We start from the raw sequence: 22,866 nt of genomic DNA on the forward strand, positions 1-22,866 counted from the left end.
CGCCGCGCCGGGCAGCCCTTCGTAGAAGCGGATCTTCTCTCGCAGGTGGTCGTACTGGCGTTGGAGCAGAAGCATCTGCTCCTGGACCTGCGTGGCGTGCTGTTGCAGCAGCTCACGTCGCTCGTCGGTGGTGTGCTCGCCCTCGCGGGCCAGGGACGCGTAGCGGCACATCTGGGCGATCGGCATCCCGGTGTCGCGCAGGCAGCGGAACAGCACCAGCCAGCTCAGGTCGTCGTCGGTGAAGACCCGCCGCCCGCCCGCCGTACGACCCACGTCGGCGAGCAGGCCGATCTTCTCGTAGTACCGCAGGGTGTCCAGGCTGAAGCCGCTGCGCCGGGCGGCCTCCGCGGGCGCGTAACCGGTCATGGCCGAGATGTTAGCCCTTGACCTGGAGTGCGCTCCAGGTTGGAGGCTGGTCCGCATGACGACGACACGGACGCTGGGACGCAGCGGCATCGAGGTGAGCGCGATCGGGATGGGCTGCTGGGCGATCGGCGGCCCGCTCTGGGGTGACGACGGGCAGCCGTTCGGGTGGGGCGAGGTGGACGACGACGAGTCGATCCGCACCATCCACCGCGCGCTGGACCTGGGGGTGACGCTGTTCGACACGGCAAGCAACTACGGCGCCGGGCACAGCGAGCGGATCCTCGGTCGGGCCCTGGCGGGCCGCCGCGACGACGCGGTGATCGCCACCAAGTTCGGCAACGTCAGCGACGAGGGCACCCGGCGGGCGCTCGGCACCGACGCCAGTCCGGCGTTCGCCGTGCGCAGCCTGGAGGACTCGCTGCGCCGGCTCGGCACCGACCACGTGGACCTCTACCAACTGCACATCAACGACCTGACGGTGCCCGCCGCGCTCGACCTGGTCGCCACCCTGGAGGGCCTGGTCGACCAGGGCAAGATCCGGGGGTACGGCTGGAGCACCGACAACCCGGCCTCGGCGGAGGCGTTCGCGGCTGCCGGACCGCACTGCGTCGCCATCCAGCACGACGAGTCGGTGCTGAGCGACAACGCGGCGGTGCTGGCGGTCTGCGACACCTACGACCTGGCGAGCCTCAACCGGGGGCCGCTCGCGATGGGGCTGCTCACGGGCTCGACCCGGGCCCTCGGCGCGGACGACGTACGCGGTAGGGCACCCGAGTGGTTGCAGTGGTTCACCGACGGCCGACCGACGCCCCGCTGGGCGGCACGGGTGGAGCAGGTCCGGGAGGCGCTCACCGCGGACGGGCGCACCCTGGCGCAGGGCGCGTTGGGCTGGCTGCTGGCGCGCAGCCCGCGTACCGTGCCGATCCCCGGCCTACGCACTGTGGCCCAGGCCGAGGAGAACCTGACCGTTCTGGAGCAAGGCCCGCTGAGCCCCGAGGCGTATGCCGAGGTGGAAGACCTCCTGGCCGACCTACGCCCAACCCCCGCGACCTGACGCGACCCACCCACCCCTCGTTGATCTTGCAGTTTCTGCCTGGGCAGAACGGACTTTGCCCGGCAGAACGGCGACACGAAGTGCAAGATCGGCGCGGGGTGGGGGCGGGGCGCGTCCACCGGCGGCGTTCTGGGTAAGGATGGGGGCATGCGGATCCTTCTGGCCGGCGCGTCCGGCTTCCTCGGCACCCGGTTGGCCGACCGGCTCACGGCCGACGGGCATCAGGTCACCCGGCTGGTGCGCCGGCAGGCGCGCGATCCGCAGGAACGGCGGTGGGATCCGGCCGCCGGGCAGCTCGACCCGGCCGTTGTCGCCGAGGTGGACGCGGTGGTCAACCTGGCCGGCGCCGGCGTCGGCGACAAGCGCTGGAACGACGACTACCGGCGGCTCATCCGCACGAGCCGGGTGGACACCAGCGGCACGTTGGCGACAACGATCGCCGGGCTACCCGCCACCGACCGTCCCCGGGCGCTGCTCAACTCGTCGGCCGTCGGCTGGTACGGCAACACCGGCGACCGGGTGGTCGAGGAGGACGCGCCGGCCGGCGAGGGCTTCCTCGCCGACGTCTGCCGGGTGTGGGAGGCCGCGACCCGGCCGGCCGAGGACGCCGGGGTACGCGTGGTGCGGCTGCGGACCGGCCTGCCACTGCACCGCGACGGTGGGCTGCTCAAGCCACAGCTGCTGCCGTTCCGACTGGGCATCGCCGGTCGGCTGGGCAGCGGCCGGCAGTGGCTACCGTGGATCTCCATGGTCGACTGGCTGGACGCGACAGTCTTCCTGCTGACCCACGACGAGATCGCCGGACCCGTCAACGTGGTGGGACCGAACCCGGTGACAAACGCCGAGTTCACCCGGGAGCTGGCCCGCCAACTGCACCGGCCGGCGATCATCCCGATCCCCGCGCTGGCCCTCAAGGTGGCGCTCGGCGGCTTCTCCCACGAGGCCCTCACCAGCACCCGCGTCCTGCCCGGGGTGCTGACCCGCGCCGGCTACCGGTACCGCCACCCCGACCTGCCCGGCGCCCTGCACGCCGCCCTAAAGGAGTAACCCGGCCGCCGCCCTCCCCCGGCGATCATGAGATTGCCGGGGGCCTCATCGGCACATCGTCCCGCTAACCTCATGATCACCGGGGGTGGCGGCCGGGGAGCAGCGACCGGGGGCGGCAGCCGGGGGCAGCGGCCGGGGGCCGGGCGGGCGTTAGCAGCCGATGACCCAGTAGTTGGCGGCGGTCTGCTTCAGAGTGCTTGTGTAGAAGGTGTTGTAGAGGCCCATCCGTTGGTTCGAGCCGTTCGCGTAGGCGTAGCCGCCGGACTGGTACGCCCGACCGGCCACCACGTGCGCGTAGTTGCTGGCCGTCACGCAGGTCGGCGCCGCCGTGGGGGTCGGGGTCGGGGTCCGGGTGGGGCTCGCGGTCGGGGTGGGGCTCGCGGTCGGGGTGGGGCTGGCCGTGGGCGTGGCGGTGGGGGTCGGGGTGGTTCCGCCGCCGTTCAGGCCGAAGAAGAGCGCGTCACGGTACGTCGAGCAGATGGTGTCCAGGAAGTAGGCGGCGGCGGTGCCACACTGGTCGGCCCCGGAGCCCGGGTCGACAGGCGTGCCGTGGCCCATTCCGGAGACGCGGTAGAGCCGCACGTCGTCGTTGCCGTACACCTCCAGGCTGGTGTTCGCGGGCAGCGACGAGGTGCTGGTCGGGGTCTGCGAGACACCTCGCACGTTCGTCCACTGGTCCCGGGACTCGGTGCCGTTGAGCGGGGTGACTGTGGTGTCCGAGGTGCCGTGCCAGATGGCCACCCGTGGGCGCGGGCCGGTGTAGCCGGCGTACGCGCCACGGACCAGGTCGCCCCACGCGGCAGGGGTCTTGTCCGCGCCCGGGTTCATGCAGCTGAACGCGTTGACCATGCTTGTGGCGCAGCGGTACGGGATGCCCGCGATGATCGACCCGGCGGCGAAGACGTCCGGGTAGGTGGCAAGCATGACCGCGCTCATCGCCCCACCGGCGGAGAGGCCGCTGACGTAGACGCGGGAGGAGTTCACCCCGAAGTTGGCCTTGGCGTGGTCGACCATCTGCTTGATGGACAGCGCCTCGCCCTGACCCCGGGCGGTGTCCCCCGCCTCGAAGAAGTTGAAGCAGGCGTTGGCGTTGTTACCGGACTTCTGCTCCGCCACGATCAGTGCGAACTTCCACTGGTCGGCGTACTTCTGCCAGCCGGAGTTGGCGAAGTAGCCGGAGGCGTTCTGGACGCATCCGTGCAGCAGCACCACTGCCGGGGCGTTGGCCGGCAGGTTGTCCGGCCGGTAGGCGTACATGCTGAGGTTGCCGGGGTTGGAGCCGAAGCTGGCGACCTGGGTGAGGGTGGCCGCCTGGGCGGGTGCGGCGATGGCGACCGCGCCCGCGGCGGCGAGGACGACCCCGGCGACCGCGCCGATCAGCCGGGTGAGGGTGGACGAGGAGCGGCGCACGGCGGCCTCCTGGAAGGGCAGACTGTGAACTGGGTCACCGTCGAATTGCGGGAACGTTACGACGATGTGTCACCGCGATGACATGGGGCCCGCGCACACATTCACGACGGCCGCTGTGTACCCCGCACCGTCAACGTGTTAGGAAGGGCCCCCTCCTCTACCTCAGGCGATAACAGGGGTCCCCTCCTTGCATGTATGACCGGCCCGTCCAGGTCCGGTTGGTAACGTCCGCTGCGTGCCGTCCTCCCCGTCGCTGGCCACCGGGCCCGCCCCCGCGTCACCGCCGCATGCCGTCCGGGACCGCCGGGCGGACCTGATCGTCGTGCTGGTGGCGCTCCTGCTAGCCGTCTGGGTGACGAGTGGCCTGTGGCGGGACCCGAACGGACGCGCCATCACAGTCAACTCCAGCGACCAGGCGCTCTTCGAGTGGCTGCTGGCCTTCGGCGGGCACGCGTTCACCCACGGGGACAACCCGCTCTTCACGAACCTGATCAACGTGCCGGACGGCGTGAACCTCGCTGTCAACACCTCGATCACCGTGTACGCGGTGGTGTTCGCCCCGCTCACGTACCTGATCGGGCCACCTGCCACGTTCCTGGTGATCCTCACCCTGAACCTGCTGGCCACCGCGCTGGCCTGGTACTGGCTGTTCTCCCGGCACCTGGTGCGCAGCCGGCTGGCAGCCGCTGTCGGCGCCCTGTTCATCGCCTACTCCCCCGGCATGGTGTCGCACGCCAACGCTCACCTGAACTGGACCGCCGGCTGGCTGGTGCCGCTGCTGATCTGGCGGCTGTTCGCCCTGCGCCGGCCGGGGCACTGGCTCCGCGACGGGGTGATCCTCGGCGTGCTGGTGGCGGTGGCCTTCTCGATCGCCGCCGAAGGGCTCTTCTTCACCGCGCTGGCGCTCGGGGTGTTCGTCGCCGTCTGGGCGCTGCACCCGGCCCACCGGGCCGAGGCGCGTGCCGTGCTGCCCAATTTCCTGCGCGGGCTCGGGGTGACCGCAGTGGTCGCCGGGGCCCTGCTGGCGTACCCCCTGTGGTTGCACTTCGCCGGGCCGCAACGCTTCCACGGGACCGGCTTCGACCCGGTGATCCATTCCGAGGACATCGCCGCGTTCGCCGCCTTCCCCCGCCGGTCGCTGGCCGGCGAGGTCGGGCTTGGCACCTCACTGGCACCGAACCCGACAGAGGAGAACTCCTTCTTCGGCGTACCCCTGCTTGTGCTCACAGTGGTCTGCTTCGTGGCGTTGTGGCGGCGGGCCGACAGCGGCCGGCGGGCCACCCTCTGGGCGCTGGGCATCCTCGCGGTCATCTTCACGGTGCTCTCGTTCGGGCCGGTCGCGAAGATCGACGGACGGCGTACCGAGCTGCCGATGCCGTTCGACCTGCTCGGCCAACTGCCGGTGGTGAACGCCGCGCTGCCCGCCCGCCTCGCCCTGGTGGTCGCGCCGGTGATCGGGGTGCTGCTGGCGTACACCCTCGACCAGCTGCGCGCCGCGCCGCCCCGGCACCGCTCGGCGGAGCTGGCCTGGACGGTCGGCTTCGTGGTGGCCCTCCTGCCGCTGGTGCCCACGCCGCTGCTGACCCGTGAGCGGGAGCCGATCCCGCAGTTCATCACCTCCGGCACCTGGAAGGAGTACGTCTCCCCGGGCGGGGTGCTGACCCCGGTGCCGCTGGCCGTTGACATCTATCCGGACGGGCAGCGCTGGCAGGCGTACGCGCTGTCGCACCGGCAGGGCGAGTTCTCCATCCCGGGCGGGTTCTTCCTCGGCCCGGGCGGCCCGGACGGACGGGGCCGGATCGGCCCGGTGCCCCGACCCCTGAGCGCGTTGATGGACCAGGCGGGCCGCACCGGACTGGTGCCGATCATCACCGACGGCACGAGGCGGGACGTGGCGGCCGACCTGCGGCACTGGCAGATCGAGGCGGTGATCCTGCCCGACCAGGTGCACGGCGCGAAGTTCGAGGTCGATGAGGAGGCGGTGCGGCGTACCGCCACCGAACTGTTCGGCGAACCGGAACGGGTAGACGACGTCTGGGTCTGGCGCATCCCGCCCGCTGACCGCACGGGGTGAGTCGGCTCACCGGCGATCATCGCCGACCACGGGACTACGCTGGAGGCGTGACAACGACGACCTCCGGCCTGACGGCCGTCCGCGCCGGCCTGCTGGACTACCAGGCCGCCTGGGACGAGCAGCGTCGCCTGCACGAGTCGGTGGTGGCTGGCGAGCGCGGCGACACAGTGCTGCTGCTTGAGCACCCGAGCGTCTACACAGCCGGAAAGCGCACCGAGCCGTGGGACCGTCCGATGGACGGCACTCCCGTCGTCGACGTCGATCGCGGCGGCAAGATCACGTGGCACGGGCCGGGGCAGCTCGTCGGCTACCCGATCCTGCGGTTGCCCGATCCGGTCGACGTTGTCGCCTACGTACGCCGTACCGAGCAACTGCTCATCGACGTGTGCGCCGAGTTCGGGCTGGACGCCGGCCGGGTCGAGGGGCGCAGCGGCGTCTGGGTGCCCGAGGACGACAGGGGGCCGGCCCGCAAGGTGGCAGCCATCGGCATCCGGGTTGCCCGGGGTGTCACCCTGCACGGCTTCTCGATCAACTGCGACTGCGACCTGACGTACTTCGACCGGATCGTGCCCTGCGGCATCCGGGACGCGGGCGTCACCTCGCTCACCGCCGAACTGGGCCGCCCGATCACCGTCGCCGACGTGCTCCCGGTGGTCGAGCGCCGGCTCGCCACCCTCGTCGAGGTCTGAGCGGCGGCCCCCGGCGGCGACGCCGAGGGCCGTGACGCTCACGGTGTCAGGCGATGCAGGTCGCGCGGGAACGCGGTGACCTCCCGGACGTTGGCCGCCCCGACCAGGCGGGCCACGAACCGTTCCAGGCCGATGGCGAAGCCGCCGTGCGGCGGCATGCCGTGCCGGAACGCGTCCAGATATCCGGCGACCGGCTCGACCGGCTCACCCCGCGCGGCCAACGCCGCCAGGTAGTCGGCGTGCCGGTGCAGCCGCTGCCCGCCGGTGACCAGCTCCACACCACGAAAGAGCAGGTCAAACCCGTTCGAGTACGCGGGCCGCGCCGGGTCGGGGTGGGTGTAGAACGGCCGCTTCACCATCGGGTAGCCGGTGACGAAGAGGAAGTCCGAGGCGTGTTCGCGGCGGGCCCACACCCCCAGTGCCCGTTCGTGGGCGGGCGCGAGGTCCAGCTCGTCGGCGGGTGCGCCGGCGATCCGCAGCGCGTCGGTGAAGTGCACGGCCGGGATCTCTGCCGGCACCGTGGGCGGCTCGACGCCGAGCGTCTCCAGAGCGCCCGCGGCCCGCTCACCGACAGTGCCCAACATCCCGGCCAGCGTGTCGCGCAGGACCCGCATGACGTCCCGGTGGTCGGCGACGAAGCCCAACTCGGCGTCCAGCGAGGTGTACTGCGCCAGGTGCCGGACCGTGTCGTGCGGCTCGGCGCGGAACACCGGCCCCACCTCGTAGACGCGTTCGAAGACGCCGACCATCAGCTGCTTGTAGAACTGCGGTGACTGCGCCAGGTACGCGGGCCGGCCGAACCAGTCGAGCGCGAACACGTTCGCCCCGCTCTCGGTCGACGAGCTGACCACCTTCGGCGTGTGGATCTCCACGAAGTCGTGGGCGTCGAGTGCGGCCCGGAACCCGGCCACCGCTGCCGCCGAGATCCGCAGCGCCGCCGACCGCCTCGGGTGCCTCAGCGCTGTGGGTGCGTTGTCGAGCTGGGTGGGCAGGCTCGCGGTGAGCGTCGGCCGGTACAGGTCGAACGGTGGCGGCACTGCGGGCGGGCCGAGAGGACGTACCGTCGGGTCGGTCAGCTCGACCCCGGCGGGCGCTGCGGCGTTAGAGGTCACCGTCGCGGTGACCTCGACGACCGTCTCCTCGGTGAGTTTCTCCAGCTCGGCGCGGACGGCCGGGTCGGTGACGACCACCTGGGCCAGGCCGGCGGCGTCCCGCACGATAAGGAAGACCACCGACTTGAGCGTTCGGCGGCGGTGCACCCAACCGGCGATCCGTACTGTCGCGCCGACGTGGGCGGGCAGGTGGTGGGACAGGGTTCGTTGCATGGCGGGTCTGCTCCTCGGTCGATCGCGACGCCGCCGCCGGGGCGACGGTGTCGCGTCAGCCCCAGGGAGGTGTGGGCGAGCGGGAACCTCGCGGTGCCACCACACCTTCGCTCCCGCCGCGGCGGGAGCCTCGTTCGTCGCCTGGTGACCGGGGCCAGCCGGGCGGGCTCTACTAGGCGTGCGCCGCCGTTCTGCCCGCAGCTCGGGAGGGTCTTCGCGCACCGGCGCCAGACCGCCTCTCAGCACCGGCGGCTCTCTGCACTGGCGGTTCGGCGCGCTACTCGGCTCCGTCGTCGCTGTTGGCTGGGACCGTAACACACCCGATCCCAGCGAATGTGACGGCATTTTTTGGCAGCGCGGTGTCGGGCGTCACAACATCTGCGGCGTGACGCCGGTCGCCTGGCGTACATAGACGGCTGCCGTCGGGCGTAGGCTCGTTTTCGTGACGATCGAGCACTCCGCGCCGACGACCGGCCAGGCAGCGCGCACCGCAACGGCGGCCCCCGAGGGGCGTCGCCTGCTGCGGATCGAGGCGCGCAACGCCGAGACGCCGATCGAGCGCAAACCGCCATGGATCAAGGTCAAGGCCAAGATGGGGCCGGAGTACACCCAGCTGCGCGGGCTCGTCTCGCGCGAAGGGCTGCACACCGTCTGCCAGGAGGCCGGCTGCCCCAACATCTACGAGTGCTGGGAAGACCGTGAGGCCACGTTCCTCATCGGTGGCGACCAGTGCACCCGGCGCTGCGACTTCTGCCAGATCGACACCGGAAAGCCCGCCGAGTTCGACGCCGACGAGCCGCGTCGCGTCGCCGAGTCGGTGGTCTCGATGGGGCTGCGCTACGCCACGATCACCGGCGTCGCCCGCGACGACCTGCCTGACGGCGGCGCCTGGCTGTACGCCGAGACCGTCCGGCAGATCCACGCCCTCCAGCCCGGCTGCGGCGTCGAGCTGCTTATCCCGGACTTCAACGCCGTCCCCGAGCAGCTCGCCGAGGTCTTCGGTTCCCGCCCGGAGGTGCTGGCGCACAACGTGGAGACCGTGCCGCGCATCTTCAAGCGGATCCGGCCGGCGTTCCGCTACGACCGTTCGCTTGACGTGATCCGGCAGGCCCGCGCCGACGGCCTGGTCACCAAGAGCAACCTCATCCTGGGCATGGGCGAGGAGCGAGCCGAGATCTCCCAGGCGCTGCGTGACCTGCACGAGGCGGGCTGCGAGCTGATCACCATCACGCAGTACCTGCGCCCCACCCCCCGCCACCACCCGGTGACCCGCTGGGTCAAGCCGGAGGAGTTCGTGGAGCTGCGCGAGGAGGCCGAGGAGATCGGCTTCGCCGGGGTGATGAGCGGGCCGCTGGTGCGCTCGTCGTACCGGGCCGGCCGGCTCTACAAGCAGGCCCTCGACGCCCGCGCCGCCACGCCGGTCGCCGCCGGCTGACCCGCCGGCAGCGCGCCGCACCGCCGTCCGGCACCCGGATGTCATGATCGTGCGGTGACCGCCGGGGTACGCCAGCAGCCGCGTGGCGCGGGTCGACCGCGCCCAGGGTCGAGTGCGCGCCCCGGCCTGGTCGGTTGGCTCACCGCCTCGGCAGTGCTCGCCGGGATCGGCTACCGGCTCTGGCTGCTGGCCCACTCCACACCGGCCACGAACAGCGACGAGGCCACGATGGGGTTGGCCGCGTTGCACATCGCCCGGGGCGAGGGTTTCCCGGTCTGGTTCTACGGCCAGCAGTACATGGGCACGCTTGAGGCGTACCTCGCCGCGCCGATCTTCGCGCTGGTCGGTGGGCCGTCAGTGCTCGGCCTGCGGCTGCCCACAGTGGCGCTGTACGCGCTGTTCCTGCTGCTGGCGTGGCGCCTGACACTGCGGCTGACCGGGGACCGCTGGTTCGGGCTGCTGGTGGTGGCGCTGCTGGCTCTGGGCTCCGACCGGATCGTCAAGAACCAGCTGATCGCCGGCGGCGGCTACCCGGAGATGAACGCGGCAGGAGTCGCGCTGGCACTGCTCGCCGTGGACCTGGCCGCCGGTCGGCCGGGGCGACGCCTCGCCCGCTGGGCGCTGTGGGGATTCCTGGCCGGCCTGATGCTCTGGGTCGACCCGCTCGTGCTGCCGTACGTCGCGGCGACCGGTGCGGTGCTCGTCGGGTTCTGCCATCGGGAGCTGCGCGGGCGGGCCGGCGCGCTGCTCGGATCCGCCGCCGTGCTGGGGGCGGCCCCGTTGCTGCTGCACAGCCTGGTGAACGGACGAAATCCCCTGCGCGCCGTGCTCGCCGCCAGTGGCGCGAATTCCTCCGCCGACTGGGCCGACCGGCTGCACGGGGGCCTTGTGCTCGGCCCTCCGCTGGGCATGGGCTTCTGCGCTCCCGGTTCGTGCGCCACCTGGCAGTTGTGGTGGGCGCTCGCGCTGCCGGTGCTGCTGGCTGTCGCCGCCGCCACGGCCTGGCGGGCGCTGCGCCGACCGGCCGACCCGACGCCCCGGGCCGCTGCCGCGATGCGGCTGGCGCTCGTGCTGGCCGCTGTGGCGACGCTCGGCGCGTACACGGTGAGCAGTGCCGCCGGGCTGACCCCGGTGGAGAGTTCCCGCTACCTGTCCTGCCTGCTCATCTCCCTGCCGGCGCTGCTGTGGCCACTGTGGACGGCGGCTCGGCGCGGCTCGCGTCCGTCGGCCGCGAACCGGGGCGGCGTCGGGTCGACGCTGGTCCGGCCGGTCGCTGTGGCGGTGCTCGTCGCCACGCTGGGCACCGCCGTCCACGCCACCTGGCGGGCCACGCAGACCGCCCCGCCCACCCGGGCGGCCGAGGCCCGGCACGCCGAGCTGGTGAGCACGCTGCGTCAGCTCGGCGTACGACACGTCCGGGCCGGCTATTGGACCTGCAACAGGCTCACCTTCGCCAGCGCGGAGGACGTCGTCTGCGCCGTCGTCGACGACACACTGCGCCCCGGCTTCGACCGCTATCCCGCGTACCGCCGGGAGGTCGAGCGCGCGGCGACGGCGGCATGGGTGGCGCCGACCGGGTCGCCGCTGGCGACCCGGCTCGACGAGCTGCTCCGCGCGGCACCGGGCAGCCTGGAACTGGTAACCGTCGACGGCTGGCGGATCTACCTGCCCCGCGCCTGAGGACCCGGCCCAGTCGTCCTCTTGGGACTCCCTAGCGGTCCGCTCTGACCGACTGCCGGCGATGGGTCACCGAGCACGGCAGCGATGCGAAGCCGCGCTGGTTCGGGGAGTGCACCCGCCGGGCGTTCGCGAAGTCGATCTCGTAGTCGGAGAAGACCGCACCGGCCTCCTCCAGGGCGATCGTCATCTCGATCTTTGCCAGCGGAGCGCCCAGGCAGTGATGCGGCCCGCGACCGTAGCTGATCATCTTCGACGTGTCGCGGTCGAGGTCGAACCTGTCGGGGTCGGGGAACACCCGCTCGTCCCGGTTGGCCGACCCGAGCAGGACCGCGATCCGGGAGCCGGCTTCCAGCCGGGTGCCGTGGATCACCCGGTCCTCGGTGAGGGACCGGACCGTCATCTGGTTGCCGGAGTCGTACCGGAGGGTTTCGCTGGCCCAGTCCTCGGCGCGACCGTTGAGGCCGGCCTGCGCGACGTCCGGGTGCAACGCACCATGGAGCCACGCGTTGCCGATCGTCTTACCCGTCGACTCGTTGCCGGCGCTGACGACGAGGAACAGGAACGCGACGACCTCCGCGTCGGTGAGCTTCGCCCCGCCGACCTCCGACTGGATGACCTGGGAGGTCAGATTGTCGCGCGGCTGACGGCGCAGGTCGGTGATCAGCCCCACGAAGTACTGGGCCAGCCGCAGTGCCGCCCGGACCGAGTTCTCACCTCGCTCGTCCGACCCGTCCACCCGCTGGTTGAGCTCGTCGGTGTCGGCCCGCAGCTGGTCCCAGTCCTCGGGCGGCACGCCGAGCATCTCGCAGACCACGTCGTTGGGCAACGCGGCGGCGTAGTCCGACGCGAAGTCGAAGGTGCGCTGGTCGCGCAGCGGCTCCAGCCGGGCGCGGGCCAGCTCGCGGATGCGTGGTTCCAGTCTGGCCACGTGACGCGGGGTGAAGGCGCTGGACGCCAGCCGGCGGTAGGCACCGTGCTCGGGTGGGTCCATGGCGTGGAACAGGATCCGGTTCGCCGCCTGCGGATCCCACAGCTCCGGCTCGAGGGAGATGCCGTTGCGGATGGAGAACAGGGCGGACCGGCTCAGCGCCAACTCCACGTCCTCGTAGCGCGACAGCGCCCAGAAGTCGCGGCGCTCGTTGCGGTACAGCGGCGCGTTGGCCCGCATCCAGGCGTACGTGGGATACGGGTCCTCGTGCATCCGGTAGTCGAACGGGTCGTAGGCCGGTGGCGTACCGGCACCGAGCACGGAGGCCGACGCGGTCATGCCCAGAACCTAACCGCACCGGCCTTCCGGGCGGCTGCCCCTGGATCGCGTGACAGGAGGTGCCGCGCACCTCTGCGTACGGTCCACCCGTGGGGTACCTGACGAGCACGGCGGCAGACCCGAGTTACGACCCGTTCTCCTACCGCCTGCACGCGGACCCGTACCCGGCCTATGCCTGGATGCGGGAGAACGCGCCCGTCTACCGCAACGAGGAACGGAACTTCTGGGCACTGTCCCGCTACGACGACGTGCTCGCCGCGTTGCGCAGCCCGGCGCTGTATTCCAACCGCCACGGCATCTCCCTCGAGCCGGACCTGTGGGGCACGGACGCGACAAAGACCAGCTTCTTCCTCGCGATGGATCCGCCCGACCACGGGCGGATGCGCCGGCTCGTCGGGAGCGTGTTCAAGCCACGGTGGGTCGCCGGGATGCAGGCCCGGGTGCGCGAGTTGGCTCGGGCCCGGCTCGAACCGTTGCTGGACGTGGAGAGGTTCGACTTCACCGAGTTCGCCGCCGCTCTGCCCAACGACGTGATGTGCGAGATCGTCGGGATACCCGACGACGACCGCGACATGATCCGCGCCGACAACGACCTGTTGAACCACTGTGAGGACGGTGTCGACACGAGGTCGAGCGCCACCGTGGCCGCCGGGTTCCGCCTCGCGGAGTACTACGTCGAGCTGGTCGGCGACCGGCGCCGGAGCCCACGCGACGACCTCACCTCCGCGATGATCGAGGCACGGGTCGACGGCCGGCCGCTCACCGACTCCGAACTCGTCGCCTTCCTCTTCCTCCTCGTCAGCGCCACGAACGAGTCGACGGGCAAACAGATCGGGATCGCGTGGTACCACGGCTGGCGTCTGCCCGAGGTCCGATCGGCGGGCCTGGGCGGTCGCGCCGCCGACTGGTGCAACGAGTCGCTGCGGTACGACTCCGCCAGCCAGATGACGGCGCGCACGCTCACGCAGGAGTCCACGATCCACGGCACGCGGCTTCCCGCGGGCGCGCGGGTCGTGCTGCTTCCCGCGTCGGGAAACCGTGATCCGCGGGCGTTCTCCGAGCCGGACCGGTTCGACCTGGACCGCGACACGAGCAAGATGATCAGCTTCGGGCACGGGCCGCACTTCTGCCTGGGCGCCCCGCTCGCACAGCTGGAAATCACCGTGGCGCTCGAGGAACTGGCGGCGCGGGTGTCGGACTACGAACTCGACATGGACAGGGCGCGGTGGATCCACTCCCCGCACCAGCGCGGGTTCGCGTCGTTGCCGTGCTCTGTGACCCTCCGGGACGGGCCCCGCTGACCCTGCGGGACGGGCGGTCCCGCCGACCCTGAGCGCGGGCCGCCCGGTCAGGCCGTCAGGAACGACCTGAGGCTGCCCACCTGCTCGGGGGTGGCGCGGAAGGCGTCCAGGTGGTTGCCGTGTTCGGCCACCACCAGCCGGGCCCCGGGCACGATCTCGGCCAGCCGCAGGGATCCGGCCGGGTGCGCCGTGTCGTCGTCCTCGCTGGTGATGACGAGACAGGGCTGGTGTACGCCGGCGGCTGTCGGTCGGGAATCCCAGTGCATCGTCGCCGCGGTGAGCTTGGCGTACCGGTAGAAGAGTTCGGTCGTGGCGTACGGCCGGACCACGAGCGGTCCGATCCGCGCCGGTACCCCTGTCATCGGGCCGCTGGTGAGCTTCCCGCGCAGCCAGGCCGCGGTGTCGCGGGACTCGCCGCCCAGGTCCATCAGGGCCCGCAGGTTCACCTGGTGGTCGGTCTTCTCCGCGTCGCCGCCCATCTCCAGGTCGGCGTGCCAGAGGCTCAGGGAACTGACAAGGTCGGGGCGCTGCGCAGTCGCGGCCAGCGCCACCGAGGCTCCGGCGCAGAGCCCCATGACATGCGCCGGACCGAGGGCCAGCTCTTCGACCACGGCCACCAGGTCCTGCACCTGATGACTCAGGTCGTACCCCCGTCTGTCGAAGTCCTTCCCGTCCACTATCGGCTCGGTGGTGCCGCGCGTCTGCATGATCACGCAGCGGTACGAGGAGCTGAGTGCCCGCAGCCACGGCAGCGCGATCCGGTAGCTCAGGGAACAGGGCGGAGAGATCAGCACGCCCGGGGCGTCGCGTGGGCCGGACTCGACAACCGTGATCACGGTCCCGTCCGCCCGGCGTACGGTCCGTACCCGGTATCCCGCCTCCTCGTCCGCGTAGAGGCACCGCGCCTGCGCGGCGCCGTCCTCGGGCGGCAGGCCGGCCAGTTCGGGAGCGCGCTGCGCCCGCTGGATTTCCGCAGCCAGGGCGACGGCCGCGAAGTCGCGGTCCCGGGCGCTCGACGGCGCGTCGAAGGTGAGGGGCACGTCCAGCGCACGGCACACGGCGGCGACCAGATCCGGCGCGCTGTCGCAGGTGTCGTCGGGGAGCGCGAACGGGCCCACCTGTCCGGTCAGCGCTTCGAGCTGGCGTACGGCCTCGACCAGAGTGGCCAGCGCGGGGGTGGGGCTTCCGGTCATGGCTTGTCGACCGGCGGTTGCTGCGCCGACGCGCGCGCGACGCGGGCGAGGTTGCGGACAGTGACCGTCCCGCCCAGGTCCCGGGGATCGATGTCGAGGCCGAGCGCGCGACTCGCCTCGGCGACGATCCGAATGATCGACAGGGACGTGCCCCCGTGATCGGCGAGCTCGTCGTCGGGAGCGACGTCGGGAGTGGACAGCACGTTACGCGCGATGGCGAGGATCCGGTCGACCCGCTCCTCGTCGGTGCCGTCCAGGCGCAGGTCGCTGATGGCAACACCTCCGGCGTGTCCGACCTCGGTCCGGTTCACCCCGTAACGAAATCCGGTCGTCCGCGCAGGGGTCAGTCGCCCGTTCCGGTGACTGCACCGGGCTGCCCGGCCGTACCTAGCCTGAAGGACACGTGCGGCAGGCACTGGGCACTCGGGCTGACCCGCGTCGCTGGGGAACTTCCGCTCTTCGCGAGGATGGTGGCGGAATGCAGGTCTCAGCAGCGCCCTCCGGTCGCCGCTTGCACGAAATCTTCCAGGACCGGGCGCGCGAGGCACCGGAGCGCATCGCGCTGACAACGACGGACGAGTCCGTCTCCTACGGCGACCTCGACGCGCGCAGCGACCGGCTCGCCGATCACCTCGCTGAACTCGGTGTCGGGCCGGACGTCCTGGTCGGGCTGTGTGTGCGGCGCAGTCCGGAGGCCATCGTCGGCATGCTCGGCATCCTGAAGGCCGGCGGCGCGTACGTACCGATCGACCCCAGCTATCCGGCCGAGCGGATCGACTATCTGCTGTCCGACTGCGGTGCGCCGATCGTGGTGGCGGCGAGGAACACCGCCGGCGTCATCGGCGACCGCCACCCGTCGGTCGTGTGGATCGACAGCGACGAGGTGACGTCCGGCCCCGGCGCCGTCCGCCTCGATCCCAGCGGGCACCCGCCGGCGTCCGCGGACAACCTGGCGTACGTCATCTACACCTCCGGCTCGACCGGGACGCCGAAGGGCGTGACTGTCGAGCACCGCAATGTGGTGCGCCTGTTCGAGCAGACCGATCCGTGGTTCGCGTTCGACGATCACGACACCTGGTCGTTGTTCCACTCGATCAGCTTCGACTTCTCCGTGTGGGAGATCTGGGGCGCGCTGCTGCACGGCGGGCGACTGGTCCTGATGCCCGAGGCGAGCACCCGCTCACCCTCGTTGCTGGTCTCGCTGCTGCGCTCCGAGCGGGTGACAGTCCTGAACCAGACCCCTTCGGCGTTCCACCAGTTGCTGTTCTCGGCGAGCCAGGGTGCCGACACGGCCGGCCTCTCCCTGCGACTGGTGATCTTCGGTGGGGAGCGGCTGGAGCCCCGGCAACTGGCGCCCTGGATCGAGCGGCACGGCGACGAGCGACCGCAGCTCGTCAACATGTACGGCATCACCGAGACCACTGTGCACTGCACCTACCGGCGGATCACCGGTGCCGACCTGGACACGACCGGCGTGAGTGTGATCGGCGTACCCATCCCGGATCTGCGTGTGCACGTCCTTGACGACGACGGCCGGCCGGTGCCGGAGGGCAAGCCGGGCGAGATGTACATCGCCGGTGGCGGGGTGGCCCGCGGCTACCTGAACCGCCCCCAGCTCACCGCGCAACGGTTCGTCTCCTCCATGGCGGAACTCGGCGAGCAGCGCCTGTACCGCACCGGCGACGTCGGGGTACGCCTTCCCGGCGGCGAGCTGGCCTACCTCGGCCGGGTGGACGACCAGCTGAAGATCCGGGGCTACCGGATCGAACCAGGTGAGATCGAACAGTGCCTGGCCCAGGTGCCCGGCGTCGGGCGTGCAGTCGTCGTGGCGCGGGACTTCGGCCAGGGCGACGTGCGGCTGGTCGCGCACCTGCTGCCGGCGGGCGGAACGGACGCCGACGACGGCCTGGCCGCCGCCGCCGAGCGTCACGCCGTCCGGAGTCTGCCGAGGCACCTTCGGCCGTCCCTCTACAAGGTCGTCACGGAGATTCCGATGACGCTGCAAGGAAAGGTGGATCGCGATGCACTCGGACAGTGATCTGCCCGATGCCACGGTGAGTGACATCAGGCAGACGATCAGTGGCATCACCAGAGCCGTGCTGGAACGCGACGTCGACCCGGCCGTCGACATGTTCGACCAGGGCGCCACGTCCCTGGCCTTCATCCGCATCGTGGCCGAGGTCAACGAGCGGTACGGCATCACCGCGGATGTCGCGGAACTGGAGGAGGCGAGCGTCGACGAGATGTCCGCGCTCGTGGCACGGCAACTCAACAGTCAGCAACCCGTGACGGCGAGGGATTGACGATGACGAACACGTTGGAACGCAACTTCACGCCGAGTCCGGAAGAGGTCGCCCAGTTCCATCAACGCGGCTACCTCGGACCGTTCAAGGTGTACGAGGAAGACGAGATGCAGCGCCTCTGGAAGCGGGAGCGGCTCCGCCTCATGGACCGCAGCCAGGCCGTCTACGACGAGGGCGACGCCCAGGCGGGCAACACCAACATCGCCAACTACGACCGGCACCTCGACTCGACGTTCCTCGCCGACCACATCTGCCGGCCAGAGATCGTGGACCGGGTCACCGCGGTGCTCGGCCCGAACGTGCTGTGCTGGCGTTCCGAGTTCTTCCCGAAGTACCCCGGCGACGAAGGCACCGACTGGCACCAGGCGGACACGTTCGCGTTCGCGTCGGGCAAGCCCCAGATCGTCTGGCCCGAGGCGGAGAGGGAGTACGGCGGCACCCTCACCGTGTGGACGGCGTTCACCGAGGCCACCGAGGAAACCGCCTGCCTGCAGTTCATCCCCGGCACGCAGCGCACCATGTACTACGACGAGACGAAGGGCATGCACTACCAGCCCGACAAGATCAACGCTCAGCGCAAGGAAGACGGCGTCACCCGCGGCTTCTACGGATACGACTACCGGGAACTGCAGAAGGACCCCGACTGGAAGCCGCCGGTGGACCAGGCGGTCTCGATGATCATGCGCCCGGGTGAGGCGGTGATGTTCTGGTCGACCATGATGCACGCGTCCAAGCCCCACAGCGCGCCGGACAAGGGAATGCGCCTGGGCTTCGCCGGCCGGTACGTTCCGACCTGTGTGGAGGTCTACCCGGACACCGACGACGTCGACGAGTACGGCGGTCGCGTGAGCCTGCAGGAATACGGCACGGTGCTGGTGGCCGGCGTCGACACGTACACCCACAACCGCAAGGTGACCACCACGACGCGGGGCCACAAGTTCCCGGTTCGGTGAATCGCGACCGGGAACGGCCGGGCTGGTGAACGTCTCCGGCCCGGTCACCGGTCCCCGCCGTCACAGAGGGAGTCGGCCGATGGTGCAAGCGCAGGCGAGGTCGGCGGTGGCGCGGCTCGCGAGATCCGTGCTGTCGGTGCGGCCCCTTGTCGAAGGGCTGGGTGGACCGGTCAGGGTCGTTGCGGTGGGCAGCGATGCCAGCGGCGCTCCGACCGGCTGGTCCGCCCGGCAGTGGCACGACGTGGAGCAGGTGCTCGGGCGGGTCGCCCGGCAGGCCGGGGTCCCGGGGCTCGCAGTGAGCCGCGACGCCGCCCCCGGCGACCTTCAGGTCTTCGAGCGCGTGGTGAGCGACCGCCTGGCCCTGGCGGATCTGGTCGACGCGGTCACGCCGATGCCGGAGGGTCTGCTGACCGACGTCGACCGGATCACCGCCGAGGCCGTGGCGGACAGCTTCGACGGGTTCTTCAGCCGGCAGAGCATGCGCTCGCACGACGGACTCCCGCTCAACGTGTACAGCGCCGGGCCTCCCGGCGAGACTGTCGTCGTCGTACCCGCCTGCGGAATGCCCGCCGCGCTCGCGGAGTCGTGGATGCGCTTCCTGGCCCGGGACCGCAGGGTTCTGGCCTGGGAGAGCCGAGGTCTGTTCGGAGCTGCCGACCACAGCGACGACTACGCCGTCGACACCACCGCGCAGGCCGCCGACCTGTTCACCGTCATGGACCACTACGGGGTGGCCGACGCGCACGTGGTGGGCCTCTGCGGTGGTGCGGTGATCGGCCTGGCCGCCGCCGCGAGCCGGCCCGAACGGATCCTGTCGCTCAGCCTGTGGCACGGCGCCTACGAGTTCGCCAGCGGCTCGCCGCGAACCCGGTTCCAGAACGACCTGATCGAGTTGATGACCATCGCCGCCCACAGCCGGGCCGCCGCGCGGTCGGTCCAGGCAGCCTTCTGGCAGGTGGCGCTCACCAGCACGCCCGCCGAGGTGGCGCATCTGGTGCTGTACCCCTACACCAGCGCCGAACTCTTCTACAGGTACTGCCGGCTCAACGGCGCCCTCGCCCGTACCGACGTGGAGCAGTACCTCACGCGCGTCAGACAGCCCACGCTCGTGGTCACGAGCGAGGACGACGAGACCGCGCACCCGCAGGGTTCGCGGCAGCTGGCCGAGGGCCTGCCGAACGCACGCCTGCGGATGGAACCGCACGGCGACCACGCCTCCCTGTTCCACGCCGACAGCACCGCCCTGATGCAGGCGGCCGCCGACTTCATCGCGCATCCGACCACGCGGGAGGACGTGGCCCACGCCTAGCATCGGTGAATTTCCGTCAATGGAGGCACCATGAGCGACTTCACTGTCAAACCGCTCGGTCCGGACACGTGGGACGCGTTCGCGGGGCTCGTCGAGAAGCACAACGGCGTGTGGGGCGGCTGCTGGTGCATCTACTTCCACCCGTCCTGCGCCGAACGGGGGCAGGGCGCCGAGGGCAACCGCAGTCTCAAACAGCGGCTTGTCAACGAGGGACGGGCCCACGCCGCACTTGTGTTCGACGGTGACGCGGCAGTGGCCTGGTGCGAGTACGGAACGCCTGACGAACTGCCGAACGTCCAGCACGGCAAGCAGTACCGGGCCGAACTCGACATCCTGCCGGACCAGCGGATCACCTGCTTCTTCGTCGACCGCGACTACCGTCGCAAAGGCGTGTCCCGGGTCGCGCTCGACGGCGCTCTCAGCCTGATCGCGCAGGGCGGCGGCGGGCTCGTGGAGTCCTATCCCCAGGACACCGCCGGGAAGAAGACCTCTGCCTCCTTCCTCTACAACGCCACGCGCAGCCTGTTCGAGCAGGCCGGATTCGCCTACATCCGGCCCAAGGGCAAGAGCCACTGTGTGATGCGCAAGGAGGTTCCGGCGACGTCTCCGCCGACGAGGCGACATGAGCGGTGAGCCGTCCGTCGCGTCGATCACGTGGGCCGCCCAGGTGCTGCGTCCCGTGGTACGCCGCACTCCCCTCGATCCGAACGCGCGCCTGAGCGCCGCCGCCGGCGTACCCGTGTGGCTCAAGCGCGAGGACCTTCAGCTGTGCCGCTCGTACAAGGTTCGCGGCGCGTACAACGCGATCGCCTCGCTCACCGCGGGCCAGCGCGACCGCGGTGTGGTGTGCGCGAGCGCGGGCAACCACGCACAGGGCGTCGCGTTCACGTGCCGGCAGCTGGCCATCCCCGGGCGCGTGTTCCTGCCGGCCACGACGACGCGGCAGAAGCGGGAGCGCATCGCGGCGCTTGGCGACGGCGTGGTGCGCACGGTCGTCGTGGCGGGCGCCGACTTCGACACCACCACGAGCGCCGCGTTGGAGGACTGCGAACGCACCGGTGGCGCCTACGTGCACCCGTTCGACAACCCCGCGGTCGTGGCCGGGCAGGCCACTGTCGCTGTCGAGGTGGTCGAACAGCTCGGCGGCGACGTCGGCACGGTGATCGTTCCGGTCGGCGGCGGCGGGCTTGTCGCGGGAATGCTGACGTGGCTCAAGCACAGGCTGCCCGGCGTGACTGTCATCGGCGCCGAACCGGCGGGCGCGGCGAGCATGCGGGCCGCACTCGACCACGGCGGGCCCACGGCGCTGCGTCCGATCGACACGTTCGTCGACGGCGCCGCCGTTCCGTCGGTGGGGCGGATCGGCCACCGGGTCGTGCGCGACCTGCTGGACGAGCTGGTGTCCGTGCCCGAGGACGCGGTGTGCGCCGAGATGGTCGACCTGTACCAGACCGACGGCATCATCGCCGAACCGGCAGGGGCGCTGGCCAGCGCCGCGTTGCGGATGCCGCTGCGCAGCCCGCTGCGCGGGCCGGTGGTGTGCGTGCTGTCCGGGGGAAACAACGACATCCACCGGTACGGCGAGATCCTCGAACGGACCGGCCGGTACGTCGGGCGCGAGGTGAACCGGCCGCAACTGGTGACGGGCGGATAGCGCCGGCCTCCTCCGTCGTGCATGACGGGGTCGCCGCATTCGGTGACATGTTCCGGCCCGGCCGGACGTTCAGGATCAAGTGCACGAGTCGGGCACGTACGCAGGCCAGCGCGGGAGGATGGTTCACACATTGGCCCCGGACAGGGTCGCAGTCGTCACGGGAGGAAACCGCGGGCTCGGCCTGGAGCTGGTCCGACGGTTCGCCGAGCTGGACATGCGCGTCGTGCTCGCCTGTCGCGTCGCCGAGGACGGTCGCGCGGCGATCGAACGGTTGGGCGGCCTCGCCGACCGGGTGGCGGTGCGCCAGGTGGACGTCAGCGACGCCGACAGCGTCGCCTGGCTCGTGACCTGGGTGAACAGGCGTCTCGGCCGGTGCGATGTGCTGGTGAACAACGCCGACGCGTTGCTCGACGACGGCGCGGCAGCGGCGAGCGTGGACGTGGAACTGGTCCGCCGGACCCTGGAGACCAACCTGTTCGGTCCGTGGCGGCTCGTCCAGGGAGTCCTGCCGCTGATGCGCGCCACCGGCTACGGACGGATCGTCAACGTCTCGTCCGGGTCGGCCGCCGATCCGCGCGGGGCGTGGGCGAGCCGCGTCTCGATGTCCGCCGTCAACGCGCTGACCCGAGTGTTCGCGGACGAGCTGGCCGGCGACGGCATCCTGGTCAACGCGTGCTGCCCGGAGGCGGGCGCCGACCAGGCCGGCGGTGCCGGGCCGGTCGACGCCTCGACGTCAGTGGACACCGCGGTATGGCTCGCCACCCTGCCCGACGGCGGTCCTACCGGACGGCTCTGGCGCGGCCGGAGCCCGATCGACTCGTGACCGCGCCGGAGTTCACCGGTTGGTCGGTGACGTGGGCAGGCGGAACGGGCGGCCGGTCGTGGTGTGCGTGGCGATGCGGTTGTGGTCGTAGCGGTTCTCGCCACTGACCAGGACGGCGCCGTACCGGTCGAGGCTCACCGTTCCCCCGTACTCCTCCACCACGTCGGTGTCCGGGTAGACGTGCACGGAGGTCGGCACGTACCGGGCGGCGAAGCCGAGCCGCATCGCGTCGGTCTTGCCGGAGTGCGGGTACGACGCGTGCATCAGCGTCGACCAGAACATCACCGCCTCGCCCGGCCGCATGACCATCGGCACGGCCTTCGACTCGTCCGGCTGGAAGTCCGGGTCGACCTGGAGCTGCCGGTAGTCGTAGCCGAAGAAACCGCGCTTCTTGCCGCTCTTCGTCGCGTTGTTGATCGTGTCCGGCGAGTACTCCATCACCTTGGACTCGTCGTAGTTCATCCGCGTGTACGAGCCGGGAATGAACTCCAGGCAGCCGTTGTCGGTCGTCGCCTCGGTGAAGGCCGTCCAGACGGTGATGGTGCCACCGAACTCGGCGTCCTCGGGCCAGACGATCTGCGGCTTGCCGGAGGCGTTCGCGAACGTGTCGGCCTGGTGCCAGTCGGTGCCCTCGTCGCCGGGGTACTTCGGGAAGAACTCGGTGCGCCAGCACAGCACGTCCGGCCCGATCACGCTTGCCACCCGGTCGGTGATCCGCGGGTCGGTGACCAGGTCGGCCAGGAAGCCGTTGTCCAGGTGCCTGTCGTAGTTGGAGATGTTGGTGTTGCCCGACAATGCCGCGTTCTCGGGGTAGACGGCGTTGCGCCGGTCCAGCACCGACAGCCGCTCGGACCGCCAGGTGCGCACCATCTCGTCCTCGTCCAGGACGGGGAACGGGCCGAAGAAGCCCTGCCGCCAGAACGTCTCCTGCTGCTCGGCGGTGAGCGCGTACTGTGCGCGGGCGGTGTCGGTCATGGCTGCTC

20 protein-coding genes and 1 pseudogene are annotated in these 22,866 nt (G+C 71.0%); 14 read left to right on the forward strand and 7 right to left on the reverse strand.

Annotated elements, in window-relative coordinates; all coding sequences use genetic code 11:
- Nucleotides 1–18: 18 nt before the first annotated feature.
- A pseudogene (locus ACLQ23_RS19220) lies at nt 19–366 on the reverse strand (MerR family transcriptional regulator); the annotation flags it as partial.
- A gap of 55 nt (nt 367–421) precedes the next feature.
- On the opposite strand from ACLQ23_RS19220, the gene ACLQ23_RS19225 reads away from it, so the two are divergent.
- Both ACLQ23_RS19225 and ACLQ23_RS19230 read left to right on the forward strand, forming a co-directional pair.
- On the forward strand, nt 422–1,420 hold the full coding sequence (locus ACLQ23_RS19225) for an aldo/keto reductase (RefSeq protein ID WP_355597458.1): 999 nt from the start codon (nt 422–424) through the stop codon (nt 1,418–1,420).
- A gap of 147 nt (nt 1,421–1,567) precedes the next feature.
- Entirely contained in the window at nt 1,568–2,467 is a 900-nt protein-coding gene (locus ACLQ23_RS19230; protein ID WP_425880886.1) for a TIGR01777 family oxidoreductase, read from the forward strand.
- A gap of 150 nt (nt 2,468–2,617) precedes the next feature.
- On the opposite strand, the gene ACLQ23_RS19235 is transcribed toward ACLQ23_RS19230, so the two are convergent.
- On the reverse strand, nt 2,618–3,877 hold the full coding sequence (locus ACLQ23_RS19235; protein ID WP_355628048.1) for an extracellular catalytic domain type 1 short-chain-length polyhydroxyalkanoate depolymerase: 1,260 nt from the start codon (nt 3,875–3,877) through the stop codon (nt 2,618–2,620).
- Between the two features lie 235 nt (nt 3,878–4,112).
- Here ACLQ23_RS19235 and ACLQ23_RS19240 point away from each other — a divergent pair, with 235 nt between their 5' ends.
- Both ACLQ23_RS19240 and lipB read left to right on the forward strand, forming a co-directional pair.
- Entirely contained in the window at nt 4,113–5,951 is a 1,839-nt protein-coding gene (locus tag ACLQ23_RS19240; RefSeq protein ID WP_355597464.1) for a DUF2079 domain-containing protein, read from the forward strand.
- 47 nt (nt 5,952–5,998) lie between these two features.
- Entirely contained in the window at nt 5,999–6,640 is a 642-nt protein-coding gene (lipB, locus tag ACLQ23_RS19245) for a lipoyl(octanoyl) transferase LipB (RefSeq protein ID WP_355597466.1), read from the forward strand.
- 38 nt (nt 6,641–6,678) lie between these two features.
- Here the strand turns inward: lipB and aspS are convergent, their stop codons facing one another.
- The gene (gene aspS, locus ACLQ23_RS19250) at nt 6,679–7,965 is read right to left on the reverse strand and encodes an aspartate--tRNA(Asn) ligase (protein ID WP_425880887.1); all 1,287 of its coding nucleotides are present in this window, start codon (nt 7,963–7,965) and stop codon (nt 6,679–6,681) included.
- A gap of 442 nt (nt 7,966–8,407) precedes the next feature.
- Here aspS and lipA point away from each other — a divergent pair, with 442 nt between their 5' ends.
- Nucleotides 8,408–9,400: a lipoyl synthase gene (gene lipA / locus ACLQ23_RS19255; protein ID WP_355597470.1), complete on the forward strand. Its 993-nt coding sequence runs from the start codon at nt 8,408–8,410 to the stop codon at nt 9,398–9,400.
- A 54-nt stretch (nt 9,401–9,454) separates the two neighbouring features.
- Nucleotides 9,455–11,080: a hypothetical protein gene (locus ACLQ23_RS19260; protein ID WP_425880888.1), complete on the forward strand. Its 1,626-nt coding sequence runs from the start codon at nt 9,455–9,457 to the stop codon at nt 11,078–11,080.
- Between the two features lie 31 nt (nt 11,081–11,111).
- On the opposite strand, the gene ACLQ23_RS19265 is transcribed toward ACLQ23_RS19260, so the two are convergent.
- Nucleotides 11,112–12,347, reverse strand: coding sequence for a cytochrome P450 (locus ACLQ23_RS19265; RefSeq protein WP_355597472.1), 1,236 nt, complete (start codon nt 12,345–12,347; stop codon nt 11,112–11,114).
- A gap of 89 nt (nt 12,348–12,436) precedes the next feature.
- On the opposite strand from ACLQ23_RS19265, the gene ACLQ23_RS19270 reads away from it, so the two are divergent.
- Entirely contained in the window at nt 12,437–13,648 is a 1,212-nt protein-coding gene (locus tag ACLQ23_RS19270) for a cytochrome P450 (protein WP_425880889.1), read from the forward strand.
- Between the two features lie 47 nt (nt 13,649–13,695).
- On the opposite strand, the gene ACLQ23_RS19275 is transcribed toward ACLQ23_RS19270, so the two are convergent.
- Nucleotides 13,696–14,841 (reverse strand): alpha/beta fold hydrolase, encoded by a 1,146-nt coding sequence (locus ACLQ23_RS19275; RefSeq protein WP_425880890.1) that lies wholly within the window; start codon nt 14,839–14,841, stop codon nt 13,696–13,698.
- A complete protein-coding gene (locus ACLQ23_RS19280) occupies nt 14,838–15,152 on the reverse strand; it encodes an acyl carrier protein (protein WP_355597478.1) in 315 nt (104 codons plus the stop codon). Before ACLQ23_RS19280 ends, ACLQ23_RS19275 begins: the two co-directional genes overlap by 4 nt.
- 167 nt (nt 15,153–15,319) lie before the next feature.
- Here ACLQ23_RS19280 and ACLQ23_RS19285 point away from each other — a divergent pair, with 167 nt between their 5' ends.
- The 7 genes from ACLQ23_RS19285 to ACLQ23_RS19315 all read left to right on the forward strand — a co-directional run bounded on the left by ACLQ23_RS19285 (nt 15,320) and on the right by ACLQ23_RS19315 (nt 21,883).
- A complete protein-coding gene (locus tag ACLQ23_RS19285; protein WP_425880891.1) occupies nt 15,320–16,879 on the forward strand; it encodes an amino acid adenylation domain-containing protein in 1,560 nt (519 codons plus the stop codon).
- Complete coding sequence (locus tag ACLQ23_RS19290) at nt 16,863–17,144, forward strand: acyl carrier protein (RefSeq protein ID WP_355597482.1); 282 nt, start codon at nt 16,863–16,865, stop codon at nt 17,142–17,144. The genes ACLQ23_RS19285 and ACLQ23_RS19290 overlap by 17 nt, the downstream gene beginning before the upstream one ends.
- 2 nt (nt 17,145–17,146) lie before the next feature.
- Entirely contained in the window at nt 17,147–18,097 is a 951-nt protein-coding gene (locus ACLQ23_RS19295; RefSeq protein ID WP_157552741.1) for a chlorinating enzyme, read from the forward strand.
- A 79-nt stretch (nt 18,098–18,176) separates the two neighbouring features.
- The gene (locus ACLQ23_RS19300) at nt 18,177–19,406 is read left to right on the forward strand and encodes an alpha/beta fold hydrolase (protein ID WP_355597485.1); all 1,230 of its coding nucleotides are present in this window, start codon (nt 18,177–18,179) and stop codon (nt 19,404–19,406) included.
- Between the two features lie 30 nt (nt 19,407–19,436).
- Nucleotides 19,437–20,039, forward strand: a complete 603-nt coding sequence (locus ACLQ23_RS19305) for a GNAT family N-acetyltransferase (RefSeq protein WP_355597487.1) — start codon at nt 19,437–19,439, stop codon at nt 20,037–20,039.
- Nucleotides 20,029–21,060, forward strand: coding sequence for a pyridoxal-phosphate dependent enzyme (locus tag ACLQ23_RS19310; protein ID WP_355597489.1), 1,032 nt, complete (start codon nt 20,029–20,031; stop codon nt 21,058–21,060). The genes ACLQ23_RS19305 and ACLQ23_RS19310 overlap by 11 nt, the downstream gene beginning before the upstream one ends.
- Nucleotides 21,061–21,178: 118 nt before the next feature.
- On the forward strand, nt 21,179–21,883 hold the full coding sequence (locus ACLQ23_RS19315) for an SDR family NAD(P)-dependent oxidoreductase (protein WP_355597491.1): 705 nt from the start codon (nt 21,179–21,181) through the stop codon (nt 21,881–21,883).
- Nucleotides 21,884–21,895: 12 nt separating this feature from the next.
- Here ACLQ23_RS19315 and ACLQ23_RS19320 read toward each other — a convergent pair whose 3' ends face one another.
- A complete protein-coding gene (locus ACLQ23_RS19320; RefSeq protein ID WP_425880892.1) occupies nt 21,896–22,858 on the reverse strand; it encodes a chlorinating enzyme in 963 nt (320 codons plus the stop codon).
- Nucleotides 22,859–22,866 lie beyond the last annotated feature (8 nt).

Origin of the sequence: Micromonospora sp. DT41, from assembly GCF_049841715.1 — a bacterium.
Classification (GTDB): domain Bacteria; phylum Actinomycetota; class Actinomycetes; order Mycobacteriales; family Micromonosporaceae; genus Micromonospora; species Micromonospora profundi.